The 11,967-nt window shown below is 60.7% G+C and carries 12 protein-coding genes; 7 read left to right on the forward strand and 5 right to left on the reverse strand.

The window, feature by feature from the left end:
• Window positions 1-23: 23 nt before the first annotated feature.
• A complete protein-coding gene (locus tag AB8A50_RS21510; RefSeq protein ID WP_439078851.1) occupies window positions 24-815 on the reverse strand; it encodes an alpha/beta fold hydrolase in 792 nt (263 codons plus the stop codon).
• A 171-nt stretch (window positions 816-986) separates the two neighbouring features.
• Here AB8A50_RS21510 and AB8A50_RS21515 point away from each other — a divergent pair, with 171 nt between their 5' ends.
• From AB8A50_RS21515 to AB8A50_RS21525, 3 genes are all read left to right on the forward strand, one after another.
• Window positions 987-1,637: a GntR family transcriptional regulator gene (locus AB8A50_RS21515; RefSeq protein WP_115032048.1), complete on the forward strand. Its 651-nt coding sequence runs from the start codon at window positions 987-989 to the stop codon at window positions 1,635-1,637.
• The gene (locus AB8A50_RS21520; RefSeq protein ID WP_439078852.1) at window positions 1,634-3,163 is read left to right on the forward strand and encodes an aldehyde dehydrogenase; all 1,530 of its coding nucleotides are present in this window, start codon (window positions 1,634-1,636) and stop codon (window positions 3,161-3,163) included. The genes AB8A50_RS21515 and AB8A50_RS21520 overlap by 4 nt, the downstream gene beginning before the upstream one ends.
• A 76-nt stretch (window positions 3,164-3,239) precedes the next feature.
• Entirely contained in the window at window positions 3,240-4,607 is a 1,368-nt protein-coding gene (locus AB8A50_RS21525) for an MFS transporter (protein ID WP_089263047.1), read from the forward strand.
• Window positions 4,608-4,650: 43 nt separating this feature from the next.
• Here the strand turns inward: AB8A50_RS21525 and AB8A50_RS21530 are convergent, their stop codons facing one another.
• A complete protein-coding gene (locus AB8A50_RS21530) occupies window positions 4,651-5,532 on the reverse strand; it encodes a methylated-DNA--[protein]-cysteine S-methyltransferase (protein ID WP_414716825.1) in 882 nt (293 codons plus the stop codon).
• Between the two features lie 81 nt (window positions 5,533-5,613).
• The gene (locus AB8A50_RS21535; RefSeq protein WP_439078853.1) at window positions 5,614-6,132 is read right to left on the reverse strand and encodes a DUF2244 domain-containing protein; all 519 of its coding nucleotides are present in this window, start codon (window positions 6,130-6,132) and stop codon (window positions 5,614-5,616) included.
• Window positions 6,133-6,154: 22 nt separating this feature from the next.
• Here AB8A50_RS21535 and nth point away from each other — a divergent pair, with 22 nt between their 5' ends.
• Window positions 6,155-6,931, forward strand: a complete 777-nt coding sequence (gene nth / locus AB8A50_RS21540; RefSeq protein ID WP_439078854.1) for an endonuclease III — start codon at window positions 6,155-6,157, stop codon at window positions 6,929-6,931.
• On the opposite strand, the gene AB8A50_RS21545 is transcribed toward nth, so the two are convergent.
• The gene (locus AB8A50_RS21545) at window positions 6,928-7,680 is read right to left on the reverse strand and encodes a sulfate transporter family protein (RefSeq protein WP_439078855.1); all 753 of its coding nucleotides are present in this window, start codon (window positions 7,678-7,680) and stop codon (window positions 6,928-6,930) included. The two genes, nth and AB8A50_RS21545, sit on opposite strands and share 4 nt — an antisense overlap.
• A 140-nt stretch (window positions 7,681-7,820) precedes the next feature.
• Between AB8A50_RS21545 and AB8A50_RS21550 the strand changes: the two genes are divergently transcribed.
• From AB8A50_RS21550 to AB8A50_RS21560, 3 genes are read left to right on the forward strand one after another with little or no spacing between them, the layout of a single operon-like run.
• Complete coding sequence (locus tag AB8A50_RS21550; protein ID WP_089263039.1) at window positions 7,821-9,203, forward strand: ABC transporter substrate-binding protein; 1,383 nt, start codon at window positions 7,821-7,823, stop codon at window positions 9,201-9,203.
• A 53-nt stretch (window positions 9,204-9,256) separates the two neighbouring features.
• A complete protein-coding gene (locus AB8A50_RS21555; protein ID WP_089263663.1) occupies window positions 9,257-10,135 on the forward strand; it encodes a carbohydrate ABC transporter permease in 879 nt (292 codons plus the stop codon).
• A gap of 13 nt (window positions 10,136-10,148) precedes the next feature.
• Entirely contained in the window at window positions 10,149-11,000 is an 852-nt protein-coding gene (locus AB8A50_RS21560; RefSeq protein WP_231078615.1) for a carbohydrate ABC transporter permease, read from the forward strand.
• 9 nt (window positions 11,001-11,009) lie between these two features.
• On the opposite strand, the gene AB8A50_RS21565 is transcribed toward AB8A50_RS21560, so the two are convergent.
• On the reverse strand, window positions 11,010-11,897 hold the full coding sequence (locus tag AB8A50_RS21565; RefSeq protein ID WP_120287707.1) for a YiiX/YebB-like N1pC/P60 family cysteine hydrolase: 888 nt from the start codon (window positions 11,895-11,897) through the stop codon (window positions 11,010-11,012).
• Window positions 11,898-11,967 lie beyond the last annotated feature (70 nt).

Raw genomic sequence — 11,967 nt, forward strand, 5'->3', positions numbered from 1 at the left:
ACGCGCTCGGTTGCGTGGCGCGGCTAGCGCGCCATCGCAGCCGACACGAAATCCGAGATCGCATCGAGAAAGACGTCCGGCTTCTGCAATTGCGGGACATGCGCGCAGCCCGGAAGCACGATCAGCCGTGCATCAGGTAGTCCGGCAGCAAGCTCTCTGGACATCGGTGGTGGCGTCGCTTCATCGTGCTCGCCGACCAGTACCAGCACCGGCACTTTGACGGTCCCGATCTCGGGGCGCAGGTCCAGCGTCGCCAGGGACTCGCAGGCACTCTGAAACACCCTGGGATCCGTGCGCAAAAAGGCCTCGCGTCGATCGCGCATCAGCTCCGGGTTCTGCTCCTGAAATTCGGCAGCGAACAAGCGTCGCATCGCGACATCGGTAACCGCCGGCAATCCCTTGGTCGATGCGGCCGTCGCCATGTTGCGGAACGCCTCGCGGCCGGGTTCGGAAAACGCTGCGCCGCAATCGGCGAGAACCAGACGGCCTGCAATGCCGGGATGGCGGATCGCCATCTGCAAGGCAACGAAACCGCCATAGCCGTTACCGAGCACGATCGTGTCCGCGTCGTCGCCGCAGTCCCTGACGGCCTCCGCCACGCGGTCCGCTACGGCCGCCAGTCCGCCGCTTACGGCGTCTGATCCCCCAAAACCCGGCAATTCGGGAACGATGACACGGTGGGTCTTGGCCAGCGACGGCACGATGCTGTCGAAGCTTGCCCGGTCAGACAGCAGCGAGTGAAGCAGCACGATGGCCGGTCCTTCGCCGAATTGCGCTGCATTGACGGTGCCGTTTGCCAAGCGCCGATCTGCCATTTTTGCCTCTCCCGTCAAAAGCTTGCAGCCCGCAGCCTGATCGGCTGTCGCATCCGCCTGTCCTGTTGTGTCCCGGACCGGAGCCTAAAAGCAAGGCCTCGATCGCGCAAATCTGACTTGACGTGATATTTCACGACATGCATCTTTGTTGGAGAATCAGAGGAAATATCCGTGCTTCTTCGAGATAATGTCTACAATAGCCTCAGGTCTGATATCCTGATGTGTCGCTTTCTGCCAGGCGATGATATGCGGGAGCAGGAGCTTGCGGAGCGCTATGCGGTCAGCCGCCAGCCCGTACGTGAGGCTTTGCTGCGGTTGGAGCGCGAGCATCTCGTGACGGTGCAGCCGCGCCAGGGTTATCGGGTCAATCCGATCTCGATCTCGGACGCCCGGGACCTGTTGCGGTTTCGCTATGCGGTCGAGCCGGCCTGTGTGTCGGAAGCGATCGAGCACGCCTCGGACAACATCCTGCGCGGATTGGACCAGTACAGGTCGTTCGACGGCTCGGCGGAAGATTTCATCGATTATAACCGCGCCTTCCACATCGCGCTGGCACAGGCGTCCGGCAACCGGCGCATGGCGTCGGCCGCGCGCGATCTGATCGAACAGGCCGACCGGCTGGTGCGTATCAGCATCGCCAACGTCAAGGGCCGCGATCACATGCAGCTCGTGGGCGAGCACGTCAGCCTGATCGACGCCATGCAGCGCCGCGACCAGCGCGGCGCGGCGCGCATCATCAAGGCTCACATCGAGAAAACAGAAAAGCGCGTGCTGCCTGCCCTGGCGCGTAACGCGATCATCGTCGAAGGAAGAGATCTATGAACATTCCAACAAAAACAGGCTCCATCGATGTCGAGATCCACGGCAATTTCGTCGATGGCCGCGAAATCGAAGCCGGCAACGGCGAGATGATTGATGTGCGCAACCCGGCTACGGGCGACGTCATCGCGCGAATCCCCAATTCGACCACGGCCGATATCGATCATGCGATGAAGAGCGCGCGTGCGGCGTTCGAAGGACGCGCATGGGGCGGCATGGATACGCGCGCCCGCGCCCGCCTCATCAACAAGCTTGCCGATGCCTTCGAGGCCAATCTCGACACGCTGTACCGGCTGGAGACGTTGAACAACGGCCGTCCTGTCAACGAGACCCGTGCGCAGCTTGCGCGTCTTCCTGATTTCTTCCGCTATTTCGCCGGCGTTGCCCTGGCGCGGCGCGATTCGGTCATCCCGGTCGAAGGCGCGTATCTCAACTACACATTGCGCACGCCGATCGGGATCGTGGCGAACTGTACGCCGTTCAATCATCCGCTGATGATCCTGTGCAAGTCGCTGGCTGCTGTACTGGCTACCGGCTGTGTGACGGTCGTGAAGCCCTCGGAATACACGCCCCTGACCACGCTGAAGCTCGCGCAGATCTTCACCGAAGCCGGCCTGCCGCCGGGTGTGTTCAATATCGTGCTGGGCTACGGCCCAAGTGCCGGCAAGATGTTGTCCGAACACCCTGACATCAACAAGCTGGTGCTGACCGGCGGCACCGAAGCCGGGCGCATCGCCGGATCATCCGCGGCGAAAGTGTTCGCGCATCAGACCATGGAGCTCGGCGGCAAGACGCCTGTCATGGTGTTCGACGATTTCGATGTCGATCAGGCAGTGAATTACGCTGCCTTCGGTGCCTTCATCGGTGCCGGCCAGACTTGCGTTTGCGCATCCAGGCATATCGTGCAGGCCTCGATCTACGACGAGTTCGTCGCGAAGCTACAGGCCAAGACGAATTCTATCCGTATCGGCGATCCGTTCGATCCCAACACGCAGCTCGGCCCGGTGATCTCGGCGCGCCAGCGTGACCGCGTGCTGTCCTATGCGCGTTTCGGTCACGAAGACGGTGCCCGGCTGGTTGCTGGTGGCGTTGCGGCAAAGGTTGCCGGTCACGAAAACGGGTTCTTCGTGGAGCCCACGGTGTTCGCCGATGTTCGGTCGGACATGCGCATCTTCCAGGAAGAGGTGTTCGGTCCGTTCACCTCTGTCACGCCGTTCAAGGACGAGGCCGATGCGTTGCGTCTGGCCAATGATTCCCCGTTCGGACTTGCAGCGGCGATCCGCACCCGTGACGTCGCGCGCGCACATCGCGTGGCCGGCCGCGTCAAGGCGGGTATCGTCTGGATCAACGATCATCATCGCCTCGATCCTGCATCGCCCTGGGGCGGCGTGGACGACAGTGGCATCGGCCGTGAATGCGGCACCGAAAGCTTCGATGATCACTTCAACACCAAGAGCGTGATGGTGGCGACGGGCGATGGCCCGTTCGACTGGTATCGCGACACGGCGGGGCAGAAGCGACTGAACTAGAGCAAAGCGATCGCCAACAGATCCCCCACAGAGGGACGGCGCTAATCGATATGGAAACAAACAGGGAGAGACGACGATGCCGACATCAGTAAATGCGGGCGGCCGGTTGGACCGGCTGCCGATCGGACCGTTCCACTACCGCATCATGACGTTGATCGGGATTGGAATGTTCTTCGACGGCTTTGACATCTATATCGCAGGAACAGTGCTGGGCGTGACGCTCAAGAGCGGCTTCTCGACACTCGCGGAGAATGCGCTGTTCATTTCGGCGACGTTCTTCGGAATGATGCTCGGCTCGTTCGGCACAGGCTTTCTCGGCGATCGCTACGGCCGTCGGTTCTCCTACCAGTTCAATCTGCTGCTGTTCGGTGTGGCATCGCTTGCGGCGGCATTCGCACCAAACATGACCATCCTGATCCTGTGCCGCTTCGTGATGGGTCTCGGACTCGGTGCCGAAAACGTGGTCGGCTACTCGACGATGACCGAGTTCGTTCCCGCGCGTTCGCGCGGCAAGTATCTGGGGCTGATGGCCGTCTGCGTCGTCAGTGGCCTGCCGGTGGCGTTACTGGTGGCCTCGTTCGTGGTGCCGATGTTCGGATGGCGCGCCATGTTCGTGCTCGGCGGCATCGGTGCGCTGGTGGTCTGGTACATGCGCAAGAACCTGCCCGAGTCGCCGCGCTGGCTCGAGGCCGTCGGCCGCCGCGAGGAGGCTGAGGCGCTGATGCAGAAGATCGAAAGCGAGGCTGCCCAGGGCAAGCCGCTGCCGCCGGTGACCACGGTCCCGACCGTGCAGGCGTCCGGCCAGCTGTCGTCGCTATTCGCGCCCCCACTGCTGTCGCGTATGATCGTCGGTTCGATCTGCCTGATCACCATCAACACATTGCTGTATGGCTTCGTGACCTGGCTGCCGGTGTTCTTCATCAAACAGGGATTGAGTGTCGCCACGTCGTTCAGTTACTCGCTACTGATGGCGCTGGGTGCTCCGGTCGGCTCGGCCATCGGCGCGCTGACGGCCGACCGTTGGGGCCGCAAGCCGACCATCATCGGTTCGTCGCTGATCGCGGTGGTGTTGGGCATCATCTATCCGATGATTTCCGATCCGCTTCTGCTGCCAGCGGTCGGTTTCGCGCTCACGATCCCGATCTATGTGCTGGTTGCGTTGCTGTTCGGCATCTATATCCCCGAACTGTTCCCCACCGAAGTGCGCTTGCGGGCGTCGGGGATCGTCAACACGCTGGGGCGCGGCGCAACCATCGTGACGCCGTTCTTGGTGGTGACCCTGTTCGAGGCGCGCGGCGTTGCGGGCGTAATGGCGCTGATGATCGGATTGCTGGTGCTGCAGATCATCACGGTGTGGGCGTTCGGCATTGAGCCACGGAACCGCAGCCTTGAAGAAATGAAGACCGACGAATCCTCAGCGCCCGTGCTGAAGGAAGCGTCCTAGTCATTCAGTCCAATGGGCCGCAGGAAACTGCGGCCCATTGCTGCTAATTCGCTCCCACCTGTCCGGCTTCCCAGCCGATCATGGCCTGCTTCCGTGTAATGCCCCAATGATAACCCGTCAGCGCGCCGGATTTACCGAGCGCGCGATGGCACGGCACCACGAAGGAAATCGGGTTCTTGCCCACGGCCGCGCCGACGGCGCGTGAGGCCTTCGGGTTGTCGATCTTGCAGGCGATATCCGAATAGCTGACCGCACGACCCATCGGGATCTTCAGCAGCGTTTCCCAGACGCGGACTTCGAAATCCGTCCCGATCAACACCACCCGCAGCGGCTGGTCCGGGCGCCACAGCTTGCTGTCGAAGATGCGCTGCGCCAGTCCGGCCGTGCCGGGAGTGTCCTCAATCAATGTGGCCGCCGGCCAACGCCGGCTCATGTCGGCGAAAGCGCGCTGTTCGTCGCCCGGATCGGAGAAAGCGAGACCCGCAAGGCCGCGGTCGCTGGCGATCACGATCGCGGTGCCGAACGGTGAGGGATGGAAGCCGTAGCGCAACTCCATACCGGCGCCGCCGGTTTTCCATTCTCCGGGTGACATCGCTTCATGGGTTACGAAGAGATCGTGCAGCCGGCCCGGGCCGGAAAGGCCTGAGTCGAGCGCGGCGTCGAGCACGCTGGCGGAATCGCGCAGCAGGTGCTTGGCGTGGTCGAGCGTCAGCGCCTGCATGAACGCTTTCGGAGTCAGTCCCGCCCAGCGGCGGAACAGGTGATGCAACTCGTCCGGCGTCACGCTCGCGGCATCCGCCACGGCCTCGATGTTCGGCTGGTCCCGCCACTGTGAGTGCATGAAGCCGATGGCACGGCGCACGGAATCGTAATCGCGCAGGGCCGCGTCGCGCTGGCCCGGCTTGATCGGGCGATGCTCAGTCATCGCTAGGTCTCTGGCAAGATTCATCATGATATCGATGTAGGCCTGCCCCGGCGCGCAAACCACCCGTTTCCCGATTGATCATCAGCTCACCGGATTATAGGTCTGGCCGCGTTTGGCGGCCTGTAGCGCTTCCATCAAGGCTTTGATGAAGCTCGCCTTTTCCTCCGCGCCGAGGAACCGTGCGATCGACACCCGACGGCCGCGCGACACCAGAAAAAGCTGCTCGATGCCGAATTCGGCGTGGCACACCTGATCGATCTGCACCCAGAGCGGATTGAATGCCCATTCCACGACGTCGCCTGATGGGCTGACCCGGCGCACACGGATTTCCGACGGCGTGACCGTGATCTCTTCGGTGGCCCTGGCGCGTCTGTCGTAGATCTTGAAGGCGATATAGATCGCCAGCAGGTCGAGGCCGAAAAAGCCGAGCACCGGCCATGCGCCCATCAACAGGAAGGCCATCCCCGCGCCGAACGAGACCATGCTGATGAAACCCATGAGCACGAGGAAGCCCTTGCGACCCAGCGCGTGATGCGGACGCAGCAGCGCGCTGAACAGCATCGGTTCCTGCGAGACGTCAAAGTCGTTGCCTGATGTCATGGTCCCTCAGTATATCCCTTTGATGCCGAAAATCACCCGCAAGCTCGCCGCCAGCGCAAAGTCCAGTCCTGCAAAGAAGGTTGTAGCGAAAGCGGTGAAGGCGCCTGCGAAGAAGATAGCCAAGCCGAAGCCCACCAAGCTGAAACCCATCAAGTTGAAACCTTGGACCAAAGCCCAGGTCCATGAAGCCTTCTCGCGCTTCCGCAAGGCTAATCCCGAGCCCAAGGGCGAGCTCGAACATCTCAACCCCTACACATTGCTGGTCGCAGTGGTGTTGTCCGCGCAGGCGACTGACGCCGGCGTCAACAAGGCGACGCGCGCGCTGTTTCCCATCGCCGATACGCCGCAGAAAATGATTGATCTCGGCGAAGAGACGGTGCGGGAATATATCAAGACCATCGGCCTCTATCGCACCAAGGCGAAGAACGTCATCGCGCTCTCGGAAAAGCTGATCCGCGAATTCGGCGGCGTCGTGCCGCGCACCCGCGCCGAAATCGAGTCGTTACCGGGGGCGGGGCGCAAGACAGCCAATGTTGTGCTCAACATGGCGTTTGGCGAGCACACGATGGCTGTGGACACCCATGTCTTCCGCGTCGGCAATCGCACCAACATGGCGCCGGGCAAGAACGTGCTCGACGTGGAGCTGGAGCTGGAGCGCGTGATCCCCGACGAGTTCATGCTGCATGCCCATCATTGGCTGATCCTGCACGGCCGCTATACGTGTCTCGCGCGCAAGCCGCGCTGCGAGGTGTGTCTGATCAACGATCTGTGCCAGTGGCCAGAGAAGACGGTGGTCTAGGCGACCGGCATCTTTGTCACGCGACCCGGCTCGATCAGCTCCGGTCGTGGTCCGCTCAATCGCTTGTGCATATGGACCATGAAGGCCATGCCGAACAGCGGCGTGGCCAGGTTGACGATCGGGATCGAGACAAAAGCTGCGATGAACAGCCCGGCGGTGAACACCGTCGCCGCATGCTGCTTGCGCATCGCCTTGGCGTCCGCTGGCGAGCGGAACCGCATGGCAGCCAGCTCGAAATATTCGCGGCCGAGCAGCCAGGCTGTGGCGATGAAGAAGACAACGAAACCAATGCCGGCGAAGAACACGAAGGGTAGCGCGATCAGATAGACCGCGATGGTCAGCAGCGCGGTCTTGCCGCCTTCGGTGATGGCGAGCCCGAACGGCAATGCGACGCCGACCCGCTCCGCGGGATAATGTTCGCGCTCGACGATATCGGCAACATCATCGACGAACACGCTGGCAACCAGTGACGTGATCGCCGGCATCAGAAAGATTGCACCGGCGACGACGCCGAGACCGGCGGCAATCGACAAGATCCAGGACAACACATTGATCATCGTGTGGTAGTCCGACCCGATCGTGCTTTCGGCCCAGACGCCGCCCGAAGTGGCAGCCCAGTTCAACAACCGCTGCATGCCGATTGCCAGGACAGTGATTAAAACCAGGGCAAGTCCGATCGACTTCCACAGGATGCTGCGCATCGGCGGTGAAAGAATTTGCGATAGCGCCTTGGCGGCAGCGACGAGCATCCGATTTTCTCCTTGCAATCACGAAGACGTAACCCTTGCGAAGTTGTCAGACAAGTGCAGCGCAGCATCGACTTCTTCACTGGACGGATAAATAGAAAGAGGTAGTCTCAAGAAAAACAATCATCAGGGAGGACGACGTCTTGATCACCAAGGGTACCCGTGCGCTTGTTTTCGCCACTGCCGCTTCCGGCTTGTTTCTGACCGCAGCGCCCGCCTTCGCGCAGCAAAGCATCACCGTCTGGTTCAGCAAGGGGTTTTATAAATCCGAAGATGAATCGCTGCTGGCGGCGATCAAGAAATTCGAAGACAAAACCAAGATCAAGGTCGAACTCTCGCAATATGCCATTCAGGACATGATCCCGAAGACCGTGGCCGCGCTGGATTCCGGCACGCCGCCGGATGTCGCCTATGCCGACACCTACGATGTGCAGGCATCCGGCAAATGGGCCTTCGAAGGCAAGCTGGAAGATATCACCGACATCCTAAAGCCGATGATGGATAAATTCGCGCCGAATACGGTCGAGACGGCCTATCTGATGAATGGTCAGACCAAGAAGAAAGCCTATTACGGCTTTCCGCTGAAGCAGCAGTCGATGCATGTGGAGATCTGGAGCGATCTGCTCGAGCAGGCCGGCTACAAGATCAGCGATATTCCCAAGGACTGGAAGGGCTACTGGTCGTTCTGGTGCGACAAGGTCCAGCCGGCCTATCGCAAGGCGTCGGGCAGCCGTGCCTATGGTGTCGGCCAGCCGATGGGCGTGGAGTCCACGGACTCACTGCAGTCGTTCTACACCTTCATGGATGCCTATAACGTCAAGCTGGTCGATGATGACGGCAAGCTTCTGGTGGACGATCCCAAGGTCAAGGAAGGCCTGATCGGCGCGCTCAGGGACTATACCGACACCTATATCAAGGGCTGCACGCCGCCATCCTCGACGACGTGGAAGGACCCAGACAACAATGTCGCCTTCCACAACAAGAGCATCATCATGACCCACAACTTCACGATTTCGATCGCGGCGAAGTGGTTCGAGGATTCGCAAAACCAGACGTTGACGCCGGAGCAGCGCGCGGCCGGCAAGAAGGCCTATGAAGAGACGATCGTCACGGCATCGTTCCCGCTGAAGCCGGACGGCACGCCGATCAAGTATCGCTCAGACGTGAAGACGGGGATGATCTTCTCGCAGTCGAAGAACAAGGCGGGCGCCAAGGAATTCGTCAAGTTCCTGATGGAAGAAGAAAACCTTGGCCCCTATGTCGAAGGTGCGCTGGGTCGCTGGTTCCCGGTGACCAAGGCCGGACAGGCAAGCCCGTTCTGGCAGGCCGACAAGCATCGCAAGGCAGTCTATACCCAGTTCACGGGTGGCACCTCGTCGTTCGATTTCGTGAAGAATTACAAGTTCACGATCCTCAATAACGAGAACGTCTGGGCCAAGGCGATGAACCGCGTGGTCAGCGAGAAGGTGCCGGTCGAGAAGGCCGTCGATGAGTTGATCGCCCGCATCAAGGAAATCGCGGGTTAGTCCGAGACAAAGCCGGCCGCTCTTCGCGGCCGGCTTTTGCAATGGTGTACAGCATGGCCACGATCACCTATCCCGCTCCCGCCGATACGCTGCCACGCCGGCCATGGTCCGCCCGCCTGACGACGCCGCAGGTCTGGGGCGTCGTGATGATCGCGCCCTATCTGCTCGTGTTCGCCGCCTTCGTGGTCTATCCGATCGGTTATGGCTTGTGGCTGGCGCGGCACCCGGCGAGTTACGTCGCGCTCTATAACGATCCGGTATTCGCGCGCGCCGTCGTCAACACGCTGATCTTCCTGATTATCGGCATCAATGTGAAGATGCTGATCGCTCTGTTTCTGTCCGGCTTCTTTGTGCAGTCACGGACATGGATACGCTGGCTGTCGGTACTGTTCATCCTGCCTTGGGCGGTGCCGTCGATCCCGACCATCCTGTCGGTGCGCTTCATGTTCAATCCCGAATGGGGCGTGATCAATAATCTGATCTTCAAGTTTACTGGCGAGGATGGGCCCAACTGGCTGAACGATCCCGCTATCGGCCTGACGCTGGCGATCATGGTGCACATCTGGAAGTCGCTGCCGTTCTGGACGTTGATCCTGATGACAGGGCGTCTGGCGATCTCGACGGACATGTTCGAAGCCGCCGATGTCGACGGCGCCAGCTGGTGGCAGAAATTCCGCTTCATCACCTGGCCGTCGATGCAGACGCTGTATCTGACCTGCACGCTGCTTTCGATGATCTGGACGCTCGGTGACTTCAACAGCGTCTATCTGTTGACGGGAGGCGGGCCAGCGGATCTCACTCATGTTCTGTCCACATTGGGGATTCGCTATCTCCGCCTCGATCAGCTCGACATGTCGATGGCATCCATCGTTTGCGCGATGCCGCTTGTGCTGCCGCTGGTCTATTTCATGATGAAACGGCTCTCTCGATGAAGAGGTTCACCCGATGAGAGTGCCAACGCTACGAGAGGTCGGCACCGAAGCGCGACTGTTGTTGATTGGCATTCCCGTGCTGATCTGGACGCTGATTCCGATCTATCACATGTTCCTGTTCGCGATCTCGCCGAAGCAGGATGCGTTCGCGGGCAAGCTGTGGCCCGATCATCCGACGCTGAACAATTTCAGGATCGTGTTCAATCAGCAGCACTATTTCTTGCGCGATTTCTGGGCGCAGTTCTTCAATTCCGTCGTTATCGCGGTGGCTGTTGGTGCGCTGACGCTGGTCATCGCCACCGCTGCGGCCTTTGCCATCAGCCGTCTCCGTGTGCGCGGTGGACGGACGGTGATGAACATGGCGCTGTTCACCTATTTCATTCCCGCCGCATTCCTCGCTGTGCCAATGTATCGCACCATGGGCAATTACGGCCTGCTCAACAATCACTGGTCGCTGATCCTGGCGATGGTGACCATTGCTTCGCCCTATGCGATCTGGGTGCTCAAGCAGGCGTCCGACAAGCTGCCGCTCGAGCTCGACGAAGCCGCCATCATGGATGGCGCGACGCCGCTGCAACTGTTTCGGATGGTCTATGTGCCGCTGATGTTGCCATCGCTGGTCGCGATCGGGACCTATGCGCTGCTGCTCGCCTGGAACGAATATCTCTACGCCTTCCTGCTGCTGTCCAAGGATACCGAGATCACGCTACCCGTCGCGCTCGGCAACTTCCTGGCCGCTGATGACTCGCCCTGGGAATTGCTGATGACCACGGGCTTTATTTACGCGCTACCACCAGCTGCAGTCTATTACGCCTTCCGGCGCTACATGGTCGGCGGACTCACAGCGGGCGCGGTCAAGTCTTGAAGTGGCGGATCAGGCGATTAGCCTGATCCGAGGCCTGCTCACGTCTTCGTCAGCCACTTCCGCTTCCGTGTCAGTCGTCTCAGGAATGAGCGTCGGCGTGCCGAAGACGTCCGGAAATGGATCGAAAGTGCCCGCCACCTCCCGGAGCGGCTTTTGTTTGTCGGCCCAATGCAATGCCGTGTAGTCGAATCCGAGTTCAATGGTGGGCTTCACCACCTCGAAATAGGGCGAGATATCGAAATCCCTGGGCATATACAGCGATGAATCGCGGATGTGCAGAATCTCGCGACGGGCCTGGCGGCTACCGGCGCGGGTGATTTTCGGCAGAATCGGATAGCGCACGGCATCGAAAGCCTGCGCGATCAATGCCGAGCAGATGATCTTGGTGGGATCGCCGGAGCCGAAAGCGATCATGCGCCGCCGCCAGCGCTGCGGTATTGGCAGCGGGATCAGGAAGCGCATCAGGTCGAGAATGTTCTTGGTGTCGTAACCAAAGCCAATCCGGTTGATGGCGTAGCGACACACAGTGGTGCGGTCCTCGTAGGACAGACCGACCGGGCGGCACAGGCGGGTGTGGAACGGATAATATTTCGACAGCGGTGCCGAGGTGACACCTTCGCCGATATTGGCCTCGATCAGCACATGCGGCTCGCCGTTCGGCTCTGCAGCACCATCGATTGGGCCGACATAGAGCGCGGCATGCGACCAGGTCGATTGCGTGAGATATTTGATGATGCCGGAGACGCGGTTGTTGCCTTCGACCAGCAGCACGTCACCTTCCTCGATGATACCGCGCAGGCGTTCGGGGTCGCTCGGCGTGAAAGGCTCGTAGCCGGGCAGCTCCTTCTGCAGATATTTCGCGATCAGTTTCCCGACCGTATCGAGCATGAGGCCCATGATCGTGACTCCCCCAGCGCGGTTCATGTCGACCGCTTTCCCTGGCTCCATCATGGTCGAGAGCCATTGC

Source organism: Tardiphaga sp. 841_E9_N1_2 (assembly GCF_051811065.1).
In the GTDB taxonomy this organism is placed as follows: Bacteria; Pseudomonadota; Alphaproteobacteria; order Rhizobiales; family Xanthobacteraceae; genus Tardiphaga; species Tardiphaga robiniae.

Excerpts from the sequence above, each read along its gene's own strand:
- AB8A50_RS21510 (WP_439078851.1), bottom strand. The coding sequence starts at position 815 with ATGGCAGATCGGCGCTTGGCAAACGGCACCGTCAATGCAGCGCAATTC.
- AB8A50_RS21520 (WP_439078852.1), top strand. The coding sequence starts at position 1,634 with ATGAACATTCCAACAAAAACAGGCTCCATCGATGTCGAGATCCACGGC.
- AB8A50_RS21525 (WP_089263047.1), top strand. The coding sequence starts at position 3,240 with ATGCCGACATCAGTAAATGCGGGCGGCCGGTTGGACCGGCTGCCGATC.
- AB8A50_RS21530 (WP_414716825.1), bottom strand. The coding sequence starts at position 5,532 with ATGACTGAGCATCGCCCGATCAAGCCGGGCCAGCGCGACGCGGCCCTG.
- AB8A50_RS21535 (WP_439078853.1), bottom strand. The coding sequence starts at position 6,132 with ATGACATCAGGCAACGACTTTGACGTCTCGCAGGAACCGATGCTGTTC.
- nth (WP_439078854.1), top strand. The coding sequence starts at position 6,155 with ATGCCGAAAATCACCCGCAAGCTCGCCGCCAGCGCAAAGTCCAGTCCT.
- AB8A50_RS21545 (WP_439078855.1), bottom strand. The coding sequence starts at position 7,680 with ATGCTCGTCGCTGCCGCCAAGGCGCTATCGCAAATTCTTTCACCGCCG.
- AB8A50_RS21555 (WP_089263663.1), top strand. The coding sequence starts at position 9,257 with ATGGCCACGATCACCTATCCCGCTCCCGCCGATACGCTGCCACGCCGG.
- AB8A50_RS21560 (WP_231078615.1), top strand. The coding sequence starts at position 10,149 with ATGAGAGTGCCAACGCTACGAGAGGTCGGCACCGAAGCGCGACTGTTG.
- AB8A50_RS21565 (WP_120287707.1), bottom strand. The coding sequence starts at position 11,897 with ATGGGCCTCATGCTCGATACGGTCGGGAAACTGATCGCGAAATATCTG.